The 17,559-nt window shown below is 61.6% G+C and carries 14 protein-coding genes; 5 read left to right on the top strand and 9 right to left on the bottom strand.

All coding sequences use genetic code 11. The annotated features are described in order from the left end of the window. Positions 1–35: 35 nt before the first annotated feature. From AMM33_RS11270 to AMM33_RS11280, 3 genes are all read right to left on the bottom strand, one after another. On the bottom strand, positions 36–1,529 hold the full coding sequence (locus tag AMM33_RS11270; RefSeq protein WP_090141387.1) for a tripartite tricarboxylate transporter permease: 1,494 nt from the start codon (positions 1,527–1,529) through the stop codon (positions 36–38). Between the two features lie 131 nt (positions 1,530–1,660). Next, entirely contained in the window at positions 1,661–2,125 is a 465-nt protein-coding gene (locus AMM33_RS11275) for a tripartite tricarboxylate transporter TctB family protein (protein ID WP_090141389.1), read from the bottom strand. Further along, a complete protein-coding gene (locus AMM33_RS11280; protein ID WP_090141391.1) occupies positions 2,122–3,096 on the bottom strand; it encodes a Bug family tripartite tricarboxylate transporter substrate binding protein in 975 nt (324 codons plus the stop codon). Before AMM33_RS11280 ends, AMM33_RS11275 begins: the two co-directional genes overlap by 4 nt. 150 nt (positions 3,097–3,246) lie before the next feature. Here AMM33_RS11280 and AMM33_RS11285 point away from each other — a divergent pair, with 150 nt between their 5' ends. Both AMM33_RS11285 and AMM33_RS11290 read left to right on the top strand, forming a co-directional pair. After that, on the top strand, positions 3,247–3,969 hold the full coding sequence (locus AMM33_RS11285; protein ID WP_228768083.1) for a response regulator transcription factor: 723 nt from the start codon (positions 3,247–3,249) through the stop codon (positions 3,967–3,969). A 10-nt stretch (positions 3,970–3,979) separates the two neighbouring features. Further along, the gene (locus AMM33_RS11290; protein ID WP_090141394.1) at positions 3,980–5,461 is read left to right on the top strand and encodes a sensor histidine kinase; all 1,482 of its coding nucleotides are present in this window, start codon (positions 3,980–3,982) and stop codon (positions 5,459–5,461) included. Here AMM33_RS11290 and AMM33_RS11295 read toward each other — a convergent pair. The 4 genes from AMM33_RS11295 to AMM33_RS11310 all read right to left on the bottom strand — a co-directional run bounded on the left by AMM33_RS11295 (position 5,449) and on the right by AMM33_RS11310 (position 11,695). Then, positions 5,449–7,128 carry a ShlB/FhaC/HecB family protein gene (locus tag AMM33_RS11295; protein WP_090141396.1) on the bottom strand — a complete coding sequence of 560 codons (1,680 nt, stop codon included), beginning with the start codon at positions 7,126–7,128 and terminating at the stop codon, positions 5,449–5,451. The genes AMM33_RS11290 and AMM33_RS11295 overlap by 13 nt on opposite strands. A gap of 1,164 nt (positions 7,129–8,292) precedes the next feature. Next, complete coding sequence (locus AMM33_RS11300) at positions 8,293–9,252, bottom strand: complex I NDUFA9 subunit family protein (RefSeq protein WP_090141399.1); 960 nt, start codon at positions 9,250–9,252, stop codon at positions 8,293–8,295. Further along, positions 9,249–10,337 (bottom strand): M14 family metallopeptidase, encoded by a 1,089-nt coding sequence (locus AMM33_RS11305; protein WP_090141401.1) that lies wholly within the window; start codon positions 10,335–10,337, stop codon positions 9,249–9,251. Before AMM33_RS11305 ends, AMM33_RS11300 begins: the two co-directional genes overlap by 4 nt. Positions 10,338–10,483: 146 nt before the next feature. Beyond that, positions 10,484–11,695, bottom strand: coding sequence for a M20 aminoacylase family protein (locus AMM33_RS11310; RefSeq protein WP_090141405.1), 1,212 nt, complete (start codon positions 11,693–11,695; stop codon positions 10,484–10,486). A 196-nt stretch (positions 11,696–11,891) separates the two neighbouring features. Here AMM33_RS11310 and AMM33_RS11315 point away from each other — a divergent pair, with 196 nt between their 5' ends. Together AMM33_RS11315 and AMM33_RS11320 are read left to right on the top strand one after the other, a co-directional pair. After that, entirely contained in the window at positions 11,892–13,943 is a 2,052-nt protein-coding gene (locus tag AMM33_RS11315) for a molybdopterin-containing oxidoreductase family protein (RefSeq protein ID WP_090141408.1), read from the top strand. Next, positions 13,931–14,260: a polyhydroxyalkanoic acid system family protein gene (locus AMM33_RS11320; RefSeq protein WP_090141410.1), complete on the top strand. Its 330-nt coding sequence runs from the start codon at positions 13,931–13,933 to the stop codon at positions 14,258–14,260. Before AMM33_RS11315 ends, AMM33_RS11320 begins: the two co-directional genes overlap by 13 nt. 157 nt (positions 14,261–14,417) lie before the next feature. On the opposite strand, the gene AMM33_RS11325 is transcribed toward AMM33_RS11320, so the two are convergent. Both AMM33_RS11325 and AMM33_RS11330 read right to left on the bottom strand, forming a co-directional pair. Beyond that, entirely contained in the window at positions 14,418–14,891 is a 474-nt protein-coding gene (locus AMM33_RS11325; protein WP_090141413.1) for a DUF3717 domain-containing protein, read from the bottom strand. Positions 14,892–14,970: 79 nt separating this feature from the next. Then, on the bottom strand, positions 14,971–16,965 hold the full coding sequence (locus tag AMM33_RS11330) for a lytic transglycosylase domain-containing protein (RefSeq protein WP_090141415.1): 1,995 nt from the start codon (positions 16,963–16,965) through the stop codon (positions 14,971–14,973). Positions 16,966–16,974: 9 nt separating this feature from the next. On the opposite strand from AMM33_RS11330, the gene AMM33_RS11335 reads away from it, so the two are divergent. Then, positions 16,975–17,559 carry a 5-formyltetrahydrofolate cyclo-ligase gene (locus AMM33_RS11335; protein ID WP_090141417.1) on the top strand — a complete coding sequence of 195 codons (585 nt, stop codon included), beginning with the start codon at positions 16,975–16,977 and terminating at the stop codon, positions 17,557–17,559.

A 17,559-nucleotide genomic window follows, 5' to 3' on the forward strand; every position in this document is an offset into this window, starting at 1 on the left:
AGATGGAAGTCACCCTGCAAACTTACAGGGCCGGATCAATAGGTGGATTGGCGATAGCGTTTCCACAGCGGCGGCACGATCAGCAAAAGTGCTGCCACTGCCATCAGGCTGCCCGACAAAGGCCGCGTGAAGAAAGTGGACCAGTCGCCTTGGCTGATGGTCAGCGCCTGGCGCATCGATTGTTCACCCAAGGGGGCCAAAATCAGGCCCACGATCAGCGGCGCGGCCGGGAAGTCAAAGCGCCGCATGATGTAACCCAGCAGGCCGAACACAAACAGCAAGCCCACATTGAAGACCGAGTTGCCTGCGCCGTACACGCCAGCGGTGGAGATCACGATGATGCCCGCGTAGAGCCAAGGCGGCGGAATCTTGAGAAGTTTGACCCACAGGCTGACCAGCGGCAGGTTGAGCACCAGCAAGATCACGTTGCCGATGTAGAGGCTGGCGATCAGGGTCCACACCAGGCTGCCTTGTTGGCTGAACAGTTGCGGGCCGGTCTGGATACCGTAGCCTTCAAAGGCAGACAGCATGATGGCGGCGGTGGCAGAGGTGGGGATGCCCAAAGTGAGCAGTGGCATCAACACACCCGCTGCGGCGGCGTTGTTGGCCGCTTCAGGCCCGGCCACACCTTCGATGGCCCCGTGGCCGAATTCTTCGGGGTGTTTGGAGAGTTTTTTCTCGGTGTAGTACGACAGCAGCGTGGGCAGTTCGGCCCCGCCTGCGGGCATGGCACCGATGGGGAAGCCAAAGAACGCGCCACGGAACCAGGCTTTCCACGAACGCGCCCAGTCTTGTTTGCTCATCCACAGGCTGCCCGAGAGTTTCATGACTTCGCCGCCTTTGGACTCGCGCCCTTGCCAAGCCAGGTACAGCGCTTCGCCCACGGCAAACAGGCCCACGGCCGCCACCGTCACCTCGATGCCGTCCAGCAGTTCGGGGCGGCCAAAGGTGAAGCGGGGCTGGCCGGTTTGCAGGTCCACCCCCACCATGCCCAAGAGCAAGCCCAGGCCCAGCGCCACCAGGCCGCGCAGCATGGAGTTGCCCAGCACGGCCGACACGGCCACCACCGACAAGACCATGAGGCTGAAGTATTCGGCCGGGCCAAAAGCCAGAGCCGCTTCGACCACCCAAGGGGCCACAAAAGTCAGGGCCAGTGTGCCGATGGTGCCGGCCACAAAGCTGCCGATGGCCGCAGTGGCCAGCGCTTGGCCAGCCCTGCCACGCCGGGCCATTTTGTTGCCCTCAAGGGCCGTGACCACGGCCGCTGATTCGCCCGGGGTGTTGAGCAAGATGGAGGTGGTCGACCCCCCATAGGCTGCGCCGTAATAAATGCCTGCGAACATGACGAACATGCTGGTCGCGGGCACATGGTAGGTCAGGGGCAGCAGCAAGGCGATGGTCAGCGCCGGGCCAATGCCGGGCAGCACGCCGACCAGGGTGCCGACAAAGCAGCCCACAAAGCCCCACATCAAGGTGGTCGGTTGCAAGGCAATGGCAAAGCCACCCATCAGGGCGTCAAAAGCTTCCATGGGGAATCCGATCTATGTACGTTTTGCGTTGGGCGTCGGGCGTTGAGCGTTCTGGGGGTGTCTCGGCGTTGATGGCCCTGTAGGTGCGGCGCCCTCGCCGCGATGAACCGTCCCGAGGGCGAAGCTCTCACTCAAATCCACCAAGGCAGAGCAGGCCCCAGGCCCACACCCAACAGCTGCGCAAACACAAACCAGAAGGTGCTGGCAATGGCGGCGCAGATCAGGGCCGATTTGAGACCCAGGGGCGCGTCAAACGCGCGGGCCACGCCCATGCCGCAAAGGGTGCCGGGAATGACAAAACCCAAGGGCATCACCAGCACGATGAAGGCCACGCCACCGCCCAGCAAGCTGAGCACACGGATGTTGGCGCCGGGCAGAGGCGACTGGTCTGGTGCCTGGCTTTCGTCGGTTTGGCGACCGCGCCAAGCGCTCACGCCGTACAACACGGCGAAAACACTCAGTGCTGCCACGATCACCCCCGGAGCCAGCACAGGACCCACGGTCATCTGCATCATGGATACAGGAATGACCGAGACCTGCCAAGCGGCCACCCCGCAAAGGACAGCCAGCAAAAGGGCTACGCGAAAAGGCGTCATGCCAGGCCCAGTTCTTTCATCAGGACTTCCTTGTCGGCAATGTCCTTGGCCAGGTCGCGCTCAAACGGGCGCTCGGTCATGAAGGCGTCGGTCCACTTGCGTGTTTCCAACTCTTGCTTCCACTGTGCAGACGCGTTGAGTTTGGTCACGAAATCGATCATGGCTTCGCGCTGAGCCGCAGAGATGCCGGGGGGCGCAAACACGCCACGCCAGTTGGACTCGGTCACGTTGATGCCCAATTCGGTCAGGGTGGGCACGTTCACGCCCGGAATGCGGCGCTTGCCGGACACCGCCAGCGGGATCATGCGGCCGGCCTTGATTTGTTCTTCAAATTCAGAGTAGCCCGAAATACCGGCCGACACCTGGCCACCCAAAATGGCAGCGTTGGCGGGGCCTCCGCCTGCAAAGGCCACATAAGCGGCTTCGCGGGGGTTTTTGCCCAAGGCCTTGATCAGCATGCCCAAAATCAGGTGGTCGGTGCCGCCTGCGCTGCCACCTGCGACCGACACGGCCTTGGGGTTGGCCTTGATGGCAGCTTCGAGTTCTTTCCAGGTCTTGATCTTGCCGCTGGCCGGGACCGCGATCACGCCGGCTTCTTCGGTCAGGCGGGCAATCGGGGTCACGTCCTTGATGGTCACGGGGCTCTTGTTGGCAATGCCCGCACCGATCATGACCGAGCCGCCGATCATCAGGCTGTTGCCTTGGCCTTTGCGCTGGTTCACGTAACGGGGCAGGCCCACCATGCCGCCTGCGCCACCGACGTTTTCGAACTGCATGGTGCCGACCAGGCCAGCGGCTTTGGCGGCGCGTTCGATGGCGCGTGCCGTGCCGTCCCAGCCGCCGCCGGGGGCTGCGGGCACGAACATGTTGATGCTGGCGATCAGGGGCTTGGCTTGCGCCCATGCGGGCAGGGCCATCGATGCGCCTGCGGCAGCGCCGAGGGCGAGGAAGTCGCGTTTGGAAAGGGACATGCGGGTCTCCTGTGTGAAAATGAAACGTCGTTTCTGCTGGGTATAGGCCATGGGCAGGTCCTGTGCAGATGCGGTGATTTTGGTGTGCTGCTGGCGGTGAAACTGTCAAACAGCTGTCAATTGCGTTCAGTGAAAACCCTCGAAACCCCCATGACCCCCCGAATCTTGTTGGTGGAAGACACGCCCGACATTGCCCTGTGGCTGGGCACGGCTTTGCGTCAAGGGGGCATGGCGGTCGAATTTGCCACCGATGGCCATGAGGCCGACCGCTGTCTGCAGGCGGGCCATGGTTTTGATGCGGTCTTGCTCGATTTGCAGCTGCCCGGGCAAGACGGCCTGAGCGTGTTGCAGGCCTTGCGTGCGCGGGGCGACAGCGTGCCGGTGCTGATTTTGACGGCGCGTGCCAGCGTGCCCGACCGGGTGCTGGGCCTGAACATGGGGGCCGACGATTACTTGCCCAAGCCTTTTGATTTGAGTGAACTCGAAGCCCGTTTGCAGGTCTTGCTGCGCCGCCAAGGCCGCGCCAAAACCACCGCCCTGCGTTGGGGGCCGCTGGAGATGCAGTCCGACACCGGCGAGGTGCAGCTGCACGGGCAGCCGCTGGCGCTGACCCAGCGTGAGGCGGCGGCGCTGCGCGTGTTGCTGGCTTCGCCCCAGCGCACCGTGAGCAAAGAGCAGCTGCATGCCGAGGTGTTTGCCGACGAGCATGCCGGGCTGGATGCGGTGGAGGTGCTGATTTACCGCTTGCGTAAAAAGCTCGAATCGGCCGCGCTGGTGCCCGGCGCAGCGACCGATGTGGCGATCACCACCTTTCGTGGCATGGGTTACATGCTGACCCAAGCGGTCAAGCCGTCACAGGCTAAGCCCCCATGAGCGCTTTCCCATGAGCGATTCCCCGCAGTTTGGGACACCTTCTGCCACGTCCTTGCGCAGGCGCTTGCTCAGCTGGATTTTGTTGCCGCTGGCCGGCCTGATTGGCATCAACGCCTGGGTGGGCTACGGCAACGCGGTGCAGGCGGCCAACGAGGCCTATGACCGGTCTTTGTATTTGGCCGCCCGCACGCTGGCCGAAGAGCTGGAGTGGCGCGAGGGCCGCCTGCAACTGGATGTGACCAAGGCGGCCGGCTATCTGTTTGAAAACCACACCGGCTCGCGCTTGTTTTACAAAATCACCACTCCCGGTGGCCAGTGGCTGGCGGGGGTGGCCGCATTGCCCGATGTGCCTGACCGCGCCCAGTCGGCGGTGAAGTTTTTTGCGCTGGTTCAGTTTGCTGACGGCCAATACCTGAGCCAGCCAGTGCGCCTGGCGCAGCTCATGCATGTGGTGGAGGCTGATGCGAGTGGCGCTGTGGCCAATCCCATGGAGCCGCTGGTCAAGATCACTGTGGGCGAGACCATGGAGATGCGCCAGCAACTGATTGAGCACATTTTGTGGGACACCTTGGGCAGTCAGGGCTTGCTGTTGTTGGCTGCCGCTTTGCTGGTGGTGTGGGGCGTACAGCGCGGCATTCGTCCGCTGGAGGCGTTTCGTCAGCAACTGGCCCAAAAAAGCGATGACGATTTTTCGACCATCGAGCCGCCGGATTTGCCGCGCGAGTTGCGCCCCTTGATCGACACCCTGAACAGCTATCTGGACCGTTTGGGGCGTTTGATCGATATTCGCAAACGCTTTTTGGACAACGCCGCCCACCAATTGCGCACGCCCCTGACTGCCCTCAAAACTCAGCTGACCTTGGTGCAGCGCAGCGCTGAGTCCGAACAGATTCAGACTTTGGTGGGGGCGGCACGCCAGACCACCGACGATGCGGTGCGACTGACCGAGCAACTGCTGGCCTTGACCCGCGTGGAACATGCCCAGGAATTGCACAGCCCGCAAACCGTGGACTTGATCGCTTTGGCCCGTCAAGTCACGCAAGAGCATTTGCTGCGGGCGCATCAGTGCGGTCACGATCTGGGGTTTGAAACCACGGTGGCGCAAGGGCAGCGGTGTGAGGTTCCGGGTGTGGCGCTGCTCTTGCATGAGGCGCTGAGCAACTTGCTGGACAACGCCATCCACCACTGCCCAGCAGGCGCACACATCACGGTCAGGGTGGGCCTGCACTGGGTGGAGGTGCAAGACAGTGGACCCGGCATCGCTCTGGCGCACCAGGCCCATGTGTTTGAGCGCTTTTACAGGGCTGCTGCCGCTGGCGTTTCAGGCAGTGGCCTGGGCTTGTCGATTGTTCAGGAAATTGCCAAACAACATGGGGTGCAATTGCAGCTGAAAAGCCCCGTGTGCGTGGCAGGCGGCACAAGCATTCGCATGGACTGGCCCCAGCTTGTTGCGGGGCCAGTCAGTGCGTCGGGCAAGGATCAGAAAACGTAAGTCAGTGACGCAAACAGGCGCCAGTTGTTCGGCGTGGACTCGATGTTGTAACTGGTCCAAGCTGAATAGCCGCCCAGGCCCTTGGCCAAAGACAAGCTGTAGCTGGCTTTTTGTACGCTTCCCGACAATTGCACGCCCAAGGCTTGCAAGGCGTACTTGCTTTGCCACTCGGTGCCGTTGTTCAGCGGGTTTTTCAGCTTGATCAGGCCTGCGTCATAAAAACCGCCTACCACCATGCCATTGCGCAAGCGGCGGTTCAGCTCCAGCGAGGCCACGGCACCGTCGTCACCCGTGCCGTCCACAGAGGTGTAGGCCCGCACGCCACCGATGCCGCCCAAAGAGAGTTGGTTGTAAGCGTCCAGACGTGCCGAAGTCAGTTGTCCTCGGAACTTGAACACCGAGTACAAGCTGCCTTCTTGGTTCCATGACTTCAGGTTCCTCAGTGCCAAATCGAGTTTGGCGTAGGGGCCTGGATTGACCTGGCTTTGACCTTCAATCAGGCTGTAGTGGCCGAGGGTGTATGTGAACTCGGCGCGGCTGGAGTCGCGGGTGAGTTTTTCGTTATCGGCGGTGATCCGCAGCCGGAACTGGTTGTCGTGCACGCGGGTGGTGACGGCGCCAGTGCTCTCCAGGGTGCTGCTGCCCTGACGGGCGGCGATTTCCACGCTTTGCTTGAATGCGAAATCCCGGAAACCGCCGTGGATGCGGGTGATGCCCAAGCCCATCTCACCACTGCGGCCCAGGGTGGTGGATTGCCCACCCAAGATGTTGCGGCTGTTGGAGCCAGCTGTCCAAACACGCCAGCGCGATTGAGAGCCTTCAATAGCCGACTCGTATTCGCCACGTCCGTAGATGATGCCCTCGGATTTTTGGCCCACCAGGCTCAAACTGGCTTTGGGCTCATGACCGCCAATCACCAAGGAGCCCATGACCTGAGGAATGCCAAATTGGCGCAGGCCGTAGTTGTTCAGCTGAACCACGCCATCAAGCACTTTGCCCATGCGTTTGGGGGCCTCGGCCATGTTGACGATCAGGTCGATTTGCTCGGGGCCCACGGCGCGGATCGTGGCGTCCAGCTCAATGGGCAAGTCGTAGCTGGCCGAATCGAGGCGCTGGTCCAGGCCCAGGGTGTCCACGGGCATGTTGGCCTTGAAGTCCTGTTCAAAGCGCTGGGTGATCAGTGCACCATAGGTTTGCAGCAAGGCCGGATTTTTGGCAATCACCCGCACGGCGTTGATCTTGGGGCGGAGAATTTTGACCACCAAGATGCTGCCACCGTTAGATTTTTTGATCTCGGTTTGTGCATATGACAAGAAACCCAGGCGGCGGGATTCTTCAAACAACCAGCCATTGAAGTTTTGCAGTTCATCGGTTGTGACAGGCTTGCCAATTGAGCCCGCCCAGTATTTCTGGATTTCGTCTTGCAGGGCTGCACTTTGAATTTCCAACCCCAACAAGCGGTCAATCGACTCCGCGTTTTCCAGACCCAGCACGTCGATGTTGGCCAGTGGCTTGACTTTGGGCTTGGGCAGCTGTTTGATGGATTGGTCGATGTTTTGCTGAATGCTGCCCGGAGGCGGATTTGTTGTGGAGGTTTGAGCCCAGGCTTGGCCCAAAGCGGCCTGAAGTAAAGAGGCAAAAGTGATCAGTTTGAAAGTGTGTTTCATGGTCAATTCAAGACTTGCAAGTACGCGGGGTGCGGCACGAGGGAGTTGGATGGATTTGTGATTTAAAAAGTGAAATTAATAACTATAAAGTGTTTGTTAATTTAATTTCATAAAATTTTTAAAGTCATTCATTGGGAATCGTGAAACATGAGTCGGGCGCATCAGGGCCGTGTTGAAGCCGGTGTGTGTCAGGCGTGCTGTTTGATTTTGAACAAAACCCATAGCGCAGGAAGCTGTCTGAGGTCTGAGGTCTGAGGTCAAATTCAACTGTTTGTCGAAGGGGTCAGGCACATTTCGACGCCTGAGTCTTCTATTTCTTCACATGTGCAATCGACATCACTTTCGGGTGTATATGACAAAGCACTTGCATTGTTTCTGGTCGATTCCTGAGTGTCAACGCCACCGGCCACAGCGGCATCAATGCCGCTTTGATTGGAAAAGCCTGACAAGGTCAATCGGCTGATGGGCGTGACGGTTCTGATTAGCGCAATTGTGACCGGAATCACTGAGGCATTGGCGTTGGCTGCTGCCGGGTTGATGGTGAGGGCTGCATTGGTGATGTTGATGTTGTAGTTAATCAGTAAAGTGGCTGCATTGGCGGGGCTCAGAGTCAGATTGGTGCAAAGTGGCGCTTGCGCGCACTTGCTGGCTCACCATGGAGCGGGCCCTATCCTGTTTGCAGCCAGCCTTCTCTGTAGGACCGGTGCCCTGACCGCGACTTGGCTGCTTATGCGCAAAGACTTGCGCGGTCGCGCACTTGGGCGCATCCGTGGGTTTGGTGCTCAAGGCCTGGGCGTTTGTGTGGCGTGGACCTCATCACACACAAAGACAGACGAATGCAGAGCGGCGTAGTCGGCCGTAAGGAGCCGTATGGGGCCGTTAATTGCAGTAAATAGCGAAAGAAGGCCTATAGTTCCGGCCCGTTGAAGTTTGAATCGAAGATCAGGCGCTTGGCTTGTGTTGGAGGCGCTGCGGTATTTATAGCCCCGCCCTCGGGGCAATAAGTGGTGGTCTGCGAGAGTTGATCGCGGCGATGGCACCGCTCAGACTAGGGCAGAGTCGATCCCCAAAGTTTTGGGAAGCATCATCAAGAAGACCAAAGAAGCCCTCACCCCAGCATGCCCGTTTTCAGCAAGCCAAGGCCATCGCAACCCGCAAAGGCGTTCAGCGGCCTGCGGTTTGGCGCAAGACGTTCAGGCGGCTGCGGGGGCCACGGTGGGCCAGGTATTGAGGGGCCACACCTTCGGCCGATGCGGCGGTGATGCCCAGCGCCGGCAGACCGGGCAGCTGACCGGTGGCCACGTTGTCCACCTTCATGGACGCCAGGTTGTCCCGACTCATCAAGGGCTCGCCCGGTGCCATTTCCATGGCCAGGGCCTGCAGCCAGCCCACCCAGTTTGGCAATCCGATCACCGGACGGCCTCGGCCATGGTTCACGCCTGCCCATTGCCCGGCGCGTTGCACCAGTTCGCCCAGGGTCAGCACGTCGGGGCCGCACAGCTCATAGGTTTGCCCAATGGTGTTTGGGTTTTGCAGGCAGGCCACCACGGCTTGCGCCACATCGCCCACCCAGACAGGCTGAAAGCGTGTGCCGCTGCCGGCCAGCGGCATGAAGGGCACCACGGCTTGCAGGTCGGCAAACAGGTTGAGGAATTTGTCTTCGGCACCAAAGATCACGCTGGGGCGCAAGATCGTCAGCTCAAGCCCCGCGTTTTGCAAGACCGTCTCGCCCCGCGCTTTGCTGCGCTGGTACATCGAGGGGCCTTGCGGGTCGGCGCCCAAGGCGCTGACTTGCACCAAGCGCTGCACACCCGATTTTTTCATGGCGCTGGCGATCTTGCCGGGCAAGTCCACATGAACGTTTTCAAAGCGTTCCTCGCTGCCATGCAGCACGGCCACCAAATTCACCACCGCATCGTGCCCGGGCATTAAACGGGCCAAGTCGGCTTCGCTGTGCACCGAGGCTTCGATCACGTTGAGCCCGGGCAGACTTTGCACGCTGGCCGCATTCAAGGCGCGGCGCGTGGGCACCGTGGTGTGCCAGCCCAGGCGGGTCAGCTGCTCACAAACGTGGCGGCCAACAAAACCGCTGCCACCCAAGACCAGAACGTGCTGGGCGCTCATGCCGCATTCAAGCCGCTGACGGCCTGGTGCATCGCGTCCATGGCCTGGTCCACGATTTGGGCGCGCCATGCGTCGGTGTCTGTGTAGAAAGCGTCCATCAGGTCTTGCTTGATTTTTTGGCGCAGAGGTTCGGGCGCTTCGGGGTGCAAGTGCAGCCAATGGTCGCCGCGCAGGGCGTTCATGACCTGCAACTGAGGCTGGGTGCCATATTCCATGGCAATGCCGGTGTACTCTGCTTGCGGGCACTCTTGGTAAGCGGACATCCACATCAAGCCCGTGAGAAAGGCCGAGGTGGACGAGCCGTCATAAATGGACGTGATACTTTGGCCCCACCAGGCTTTGGCTCGGGCAAAGGCTGCGGCGTCATCGGCGCAGGCAAAAATGCGCTCACCCACGCCATTGGGGCCCAGGCCGGTGTGCAGATCAATCCAGGCCAATTTTTGGCAGTTTTGACCGTACTTTTGAAGCACTTGGCGCACCGTCAGGTTGCTCCAGGTGGGCGCTTTGCCACCGTAGAACAGGCCTTCCGGAAAGTCGTGTTGGCCCTTGGTGACTGCCGCTTGCAGCGCGTCCATGCCCCGCTCTGCGATGTACTGCTGGATGGCGGTCATGTTGGCAGCATCGGGTGGCCAGACTTCAGGCAACAAGAGCGGTTGCACTTCTTTGTAAGGCGCGTTCTCGGGTAGGGGCTTCGTGAAATCCTGAAAGTTGCGGTTGATGTCCACGTTCTCGTGCGTCACGCGCCGCACATGCGAGAACCCGTGCGGGTTGAGCGCGTGGATGTAAAGCACGGCCACGCCACGGGCCTTGGCTGCATCGCGCCAGGCGGTGTTTTGCAGGGCATGGATTTGCACGCCCGAGCCGCAATAGCCCTCCACGCCGTGGCAGGCGCTGCTGATGATCAGCAGCTGCTTCGCGTCTGGCGCGCCGTCCAGCACCACGTCCATGGCCAGTTCTTCACCATCGCGCCCCTTGAGGGGGTGGATGTTCGAGTCCACCGTGAGGCCTGCAGCCTGTGCGGCGTTCAAAAATTTCTGGCGGGCTTCGGCATAGCTTTTGGAAAAGCCACTCTGGATATCGGTCATGAGGTTTCCTTTTGGATGTGGCGCACGGGTGTCAGGCGTTTTTGTAGGCGCTTGCCCTGCAAGCGAAAAGCCTGTGATCAAGTCGAGACTGTATCGCCAGCAGGCTGGCTCCTGCAGCGTTGAGTTGCTTTAGCGAACGCCTGATCTCATTGGGCTTGCGTGGGCTTGGCCAGCCACTGTGTGGCCAACTCCACCCAATAGGTGCCGCCCAGCGGGATCAGGTCGTCGTTGAAGTCGTAGCTTGGGTTGTGGAGCGTGCAGGGGCCACCGCCGTGGCCCATTTCACGGTGTGCGCCGTCACCATTGCTGATGAACACATAAGCGCCCGGCTTGGCTTGCAGCATGTAAGAAAAATCTTCCGCGCCCATGGTGGGCTCTTGGTGCAGCACCTGCTCGGCCCCCACGATGCCGTTCATCACCTGGCGGGCGAAATCGGCCTCCAAGGGGCTGTTGATGGTGGGTGGGTAGTTGCGCTCGAACTCGAATTCGCAGTGCGCACCAAAAGCGGTGCAGATCGACTCGGCCACCAGCTTCATGCGGGCCTCGATCAGGTCGAGCACTTCAATGCTGAAGGTGCGCACCGTGCCCTGCAGCTCGCACGAATCGGGTACCACGTTGGTGGCTTCGCCCGCGTGGATCATGGTGACCGAGATCACACCCGCATCTACCGGCTTTTTGTTGCGGGTGATGATGGTCTGGAAACCTTGCACCATTTGGCAGGCAATTGGCACCGGGTCGATGCCGTTGTGGGGCAACGCAGCATGGCTGCCTTTGCCGCGGATGGTGATCTTGAACTCGTTGCTGGACGCCATCACGGGGCCAGCGCTCACCGCGAAGGTGCCCACCGGGGCGCCGGGCCAGTTGTGCATGCCGAACACGGCCTGCATGGGGAACTTGTCAAACAGGCCGTCCTTGATCATCTCGCGGGCACCGCCGCCGCCTTCTTCGGCAGGTTGGAAGATCAGGTACACCGTGCCGTCAAAGTCGCGGTGCTTGGCAAAGTGTTTGGCCGCTGCCAGCAGCATGGCCGTGTGGCCGTCGTGGCCGCAGGCGTGCATCTTGCCCGGGTAGCTGCTGGCGTGGGCGAAGGTGTTGAACTCCTGCATGGGCAGGGCGTCGATGTCGGCGCGCAGGCCAATGCCACGCCCGCAAGCGCCGCCGTCACGCCCGTGCACGATGCCGACCACCCCGGTGGTGCCCATGCCGCGGTGGATGGGAATGCCCCAGTCGGTCAGCTGCTGGGCCACCACATCGGCCGTGCGCACTTCCTGAAAGCACAACTCGGGGTGGGCGTGGATGTCTTTGCGAATGGCCGCGATGCTGGCCGCGTCGGTGAGGATGGAGTCGATGATTTTCATGATGTCAGTCTAGCGGGACTTGTCCGGCGATGCCATCACCCCTGTGCGCTTGGGGGACATCGGGCATCAGGGTTGTCCCTATTGATTTGGCCCTGTGAGGTATTAGAGGTTAAAGGTTTTGCAGGTCGGCGGCTTCAGCGGCGGCAAAGCCAAAGCGAATACCTGACAATCTCGCTTCCTGCTTCAGCTTTGCCTCATGACCACCACCGATACCTTCATCACCGTGCGCGGCGCTTGTCCGCACGACTGTCCCGACACCTGCGCACTGTTGACCACCGTGGAGAACGGCCGTGCCACCAAGGTGCAGGGCAACCCGGCGCACGCGCCCACCGACGGCGTGCTGTGCACCAAGGTCTCGCGTTACACCGAGCGCACCTACCACCCCGATCGCCTGCTGCAACCCCTGCGCCGGGTTGGCCCCAAGGGGTCGGGCCAATTTGAAACGGTCAGCTGGGACGAAGCCCTGGACGCGATTGCCGCCCGGCTGAAAACCATCGCCGCGCGCGACCCTCAGGCCATCTTGCCCTACAGCTACGCGGGCACCATGGGCCTGGTGCAAAGCGAGTCGATCGCGGCGCGGTTTTTCCACCAGCTGGGCGCGTCGCTGCTGGACCGCACGATTTGCGCCTCGGCCGGGGCCGAAGCCCTGACCCAGACCTTGGGCAACAAGGTGGGCATGAAGAACGCGTTTTTTGCCGAATCCCAACTCATCGTGATTTGGGGCAGCAACTCGATTGGCAGCAACCTGCACTTTTGGCGCATTGCCCAGGCGGCCAAGCGCAACGGGGCCAAGCTGGTGTGCATCGACCCCCGACGCAGCGAGACGGCCGAAAAATGCCATGAACACATTGCCCTGCGCCCCGGCACCGACGCCGCGCTGGCACTGTCTGTCATGCACGAGCTGATCGTGCACGGCTGGCTTGACCAAGATTACATCGACCACTACACCCTGGGCTGGGACGCTTTGAAGGGCCGCGCTTTGCAATGGCCACCTGAACGCGCCGCCGAGGTGTGTGGTGTGCCGGTTGAACAAATTCGCCAACTGGCCCGCGACTGGGGCACGACCCAGCCCGCCGCCATTCGCCTGAACTACGGCATGCAGCGCGTGCGCGGAGGCGGCAATGCGGTGCGGGCGATTGCTTGCCTGCCTGCGCTCACGGGCGCTTGGCGGCACCGGGCAGGCGGTGTCTTGCTCAGCAGCTCTGGGCACTTCCCCGTGCGGCGGGCAGCTTTGCAGCGGCCCGACCTGCTGGGTGAGCGGCGTCCACGCACCATCAACATGAGCACCATTGGTGACGATTTGCTGCGCCCGGCATCGCCCACCTTTGGCCCACAAATCGAAGCCCTGATTGTTTACAACAGCAACCCGGTGGCTGTGGCCCCCGAGTCGGGCAAGGTGGTGAAGGGCTTTGGCCGCGAAGACCTGTTCACCGTGGTGCTGGAGCATTTTCAGACAGACACTGCCGATTACGCCGACTTCATCTTGCCCGCCACCACCCAGCTGGAGCATTGGGACATCCACACCAGCTACGGCCACACCGACGTGCTGCTCAACCGCCCGGCGATTGCGCCTGTGGGCGGTGCGCGCACCAACACCGACATCTTCCGGGCGCTGGCCGCGCGCATGGGTTTTGACGATGCGTGTTTTGCCGAGAGCGACGAAAGCCTGTGCCGCAGTGCCATTGGCGATGCGCAAGATTTTGAGCAGCTGCTGGCGCATGGCTTTGCCTCTTTGCCCCTGCCCGACGCGCCGTTTGCCCATGGCGGCTTTCCCACACCCTCGGGCCGCTGCGAGTTTTTCAGCCAGCGCCTGGCCGACCAAGGCCTCGATGGCCTGCCCGACCACTTGCCCAATTACGAACTGGCAGCGCCCGGTGGCCGCTACCCGCTGGCCATGATTTCGCCGCCTGCGCGCAACTTCCTCAACTCCACCTTTGTGAACGTGCAGAGTCTGCGTGACATCGAAGCCGAGCCGGTGCTGGAAATGCACCCCGAGGATGCGGCCCAGCGCGGCATTGCCGACGGCGCGGTGGTGCGTGTGTTCAACGACCGGGGCACCTACCACTGCAAAGCGCGGGTGAACCAGCGTGCGCGACCCGGCGTGGTCAACGGTCTGGGCATCTGGTGGCGCAAGTTGGGGCTGAACGGCACCAATGTGAACGAGTTGACCAGCCAGCATTTGACCGATTTGGGGCGTGCACCGGTGTTTTATGACTGTCTGGTAGAGGTGGCGACATGCCCGAGTTGAAGATTGAACGCGCCCACACCCTGGGCCTGGCAGGCGCGCGGGCCGTGGCCCAGCGCTGGCGCGAACAGGCCGAGCAGGACTGGGGTATGGCGTGTGAACAGGAAACAGGCCAAACGCCGTTTGTCGATGGCTGCGCGGGCGAGCCTCAAGACCAGATGCGTTTTTCCCGCAGCGGCGTCAGTGGGCAACTCACCGTGACCGCCAGCCGCTTTGACCTGCAGCTCAAGCTGGGTTTTTTGCTGGGCGCCTACAGCGAACGCATTGCCGAAAAAATCAACACCAACCTGGACGAGCTGCTGGGGCCTGCGCAAACTTGACTATCCGGATTTCCCCTCTTTGAGCTAAGCCCTGTTGGCCTGCTTTAGGAGCCGCGCCCCGCGCGCGATGGATGTTTGTGGTTTGCGCGAAATCGCGCACGGGGTGCTGCTCCTGCGGATACCGGATTGCCTGCAGGTGCCTGTGTTGGGGTGCTGTTTACGCCGACGGCTTGAGAAACAGGCTCAGCGGCATTTGGGCCTCTGCAGCCTGCTTGGCCCATTGGCGGTCTTCTGCGGCGCGTTCGGCGTAGCGGTTGAAGCGCCAGGACGTGCCTTCGGCCGTGATGCGGTGCCAGACGGTGCGTTTTTCGCCGGGCGTCATCTCTGTCCACAGCTGCACTTCTTCAAAACTGCGGCCACAGCCTTTGCAGGTTTCATCGCCCTGGCTGGTGGAGCAAATGGCAATGCAGGGCGTGTCCGGGGTGCTGGCGTACCAGTCCTGCCAGGCTTCGGCGGCTTCCAGGGGCAGGGTGAACTCGTCGGCAAAGTCTTGCTTGAAGTACACCATGGCGCCATACACCTCGGCCAGCGCACGCAGCTCAGGCGGCAGCGATACGCCGTCTGGTGAAGGGTTCTTGGCACGCCAATGGTTGATGGCGGCTTCAATGTCGGTGATGTGGATTCCAGCCATGGTGTCTCGAATGTAGGACGGCGATGATAGCCGTTTGCCGGGGCGCAGTCGGTGACCCGGCCAGCGCCCAACCGAAAGTTCAGGGCAAGTCTTTGTTCACTTCGGCCATTGGACTGGTGCGCGGCCCGACTTGACCCAAGCGGCTTTTCAGGGATTGGGGTTGGCGCGTCAGGATGGCCGCGTAGTTGGTGGTGTTGGAGAGCACTTTTTTCACGTAATCACGCGTTTCATGGAAGGGGATGTTCTCGGCCCAGATGGCCGCTTCGAGCACCGGGCCATTGCGCCAGTTGCGTGGACGGCCGGGGCCTGCGTTGTAGGCGGCAGCCGCCATGGGCATGGAGCCTTCAAAGTCGTCCAGCACGAGCTTGAGGTAGCCGGTGCCTATGGTCACATTCACCTCGCGGTCGGTGATCTGGTCGGGGGTGAAACTGCTCAGGCCGATTTTTTTGGCGGTCCATTTGGCGGTGGCGGGCATGACCTGCATCAGGCCCGAGGCGCCCACATGCGAGCGGGCGTCCATGATGAAGCGGCTTTCCTGCCGGATCAGGCCATAGACATAGGCCGGGTCGAGTTTGATTTGCTCGGCCCGGCGCACCACGATCTCGCGCAGGGGCATCGGAAAGCGCTGCTCAAAGTCGATGAGGTCTTTGGTCCGCTCGCTGGTGTTGATGCAGCGGTCCCACACCTGGCGCTGGCAGGCCAAGTCGGCCGCGGCCAGCAGTTCGCGGTCGTTCATGCCGCCGGGCGTGTGCAAGTTGGTGCTGTAGTTCCACTCGCGGTTGCCTTCGGGGCGCAGGCCGATGCTGATGGCGTAAAGGGCGCGTTGCAGGCCGGGGTTGATCAGGACGGCAGCCTTTTCCTGCGGCGTGAGGGGGGCGGGGCGTTCGGGCACGGTGATGGGCTGGCCCAGGTCTTCTAGGGCCAGTTGTTCATAAAAGCCTCGCACGCTGGCGATGCTGTGCAGCAGGCTTTGTGCTTCTTGTTTCTGCGTGGCATCGCTGGCGGCGGTGGCCAGCAGGGCGCGGGCGCGCCAATACACCCAGGTGGGGTCTTTTTGTGATTCGGGGCTCATGGCTTGTGTGGCGCTCAGCACTTGCCGCCACTGGCCTTGACGCAAGGCGGCGCGCACCTTCCAGCCCAGCAGATCGTCGTTCAGGTCGCTGTCTTTTTGTACTTTGGCAAAGTAGGCGGCGGCGTTGTCCTGCAGTTTTTGGGCCGCTTGCTTGCCAATCACGCCCCAGGTCCAGTGGCGCTCTTCGGCGCTCAGCATCAGGTCCCAGTGCTTGTCCAGTCGCTCGGCGGCCTCGTCCGGGTTGCTGGCGGCCAGGCGGATCAGGGCCAAAACGGCCAGTTCCTTGCGATTTCGGGTGATGGCGATGATGCGTTTGTCCAGATATTTGGCCGGGTCGGCGTGGATCAGGGTCACTTGCTCCGACAGGCGCGGGGCTTCGATGTCCACCGCGTCCTTGGCGGGTCTGGGGCGGTTGGCGTCCATCGCGATGCGGGCCTTGCGCCACAAATCCAGGCCGTTGATCTGTTTGCCTGAATGCAAATGGTCGGCCACATAGGTGCAGCCATCGTCGGCCTCGCGCAGGGCGTACCACAGACGTTTGGCCTCGTCGGCCACGTTGGCCTTGCTGTTCATGGCCTCGGTGGCCAGCGCGTAGCAGCGCACCTCGCGGTCATCGCGCATGCGGTAACGCGGGTATTCGGCGGTAAACGTGGCCCAGTCGCGGCGCTTGCCCAGTTGCAGCAGCCAGTCGTTGCGCAGCCGGTCTTCGTAGTAGCTGCCCGAATAGACGCTTAAAAAACTGCGAATCTCGGAGTCGGGCGCGGTGTCCAGCCGTGCGCGCAGTTCCCAGTAAGCGGCCAGCGGCTCCAGCACATGGCCGCGTACCTGCGGCAGCAGCGCGGCCAGGCGGGTTTTGTCGTTTTTGCGCGAAGCCTGGTGCATTTCCAGCATCAGCTCATCGCCCTTGTTTTGCGCTTGCGCAGCAAAACTGGCCAGCCCTGTCACGGCCAGTGCGCTCAGCAGTGTCAGAATCGGTGTCAGTCGCTTGATTGAATAAGGCATGTTGGGATTATGGACAAAGCACAAGCCAAGAAGGCCTTGCGAAAGGCCTTGATTGAAGAACGGTTAAATCTGCCAGACCGTCTCGCACGGGCCGAAGCCTTGCAGCGCGTGATGCGCATCTGGTTGTTTGACCGCCCGGACACCGTGATTGGCGCTTATTGGCCCATCAAAGGCGAGTTTGACCCGCTGCCCGCGCTGCACCGCTGGAAAGAAGATGGCGAACTGCACGGCGAACCCCAGCGCCGCCGCATTGGCTTGCCGGTGGTCAACAAGCAACACAAAACCCTGACGTTTCACACCTGGTACCCCGGCTGCCCCATGGAAGAAGACGCCTACGGCATCCCCAAACCCAAAGACACCGAAGTCATCGTGCCCACCTTGCTGTTTGTGCCCTGTGTGGGCTATGGCACAGGCGGTTACCGTGTGGGCTATGGCGGCGGCTTTTATGACCGCACGCTGGCCACTTTGCAACCCAAACCCTTCACCGTGGGCCTGGGCTACACCCAGGGCTTTGTGGACGATCTGGAGCCCGAAGACCACGATGAGCCCTTGGACGCCATCCTCAACGACAACGGGGTGGTCTGGCCGGTTTGA

Source organism: Limnohabitans sp. DM1, assembly GCF_001269385.1.
Lineage (GTDB): Bacteria > Pseudomonadota > Gammaproteobacteria > Burkholderiales > Burkholderiaceae_C > Limnohabitans_A.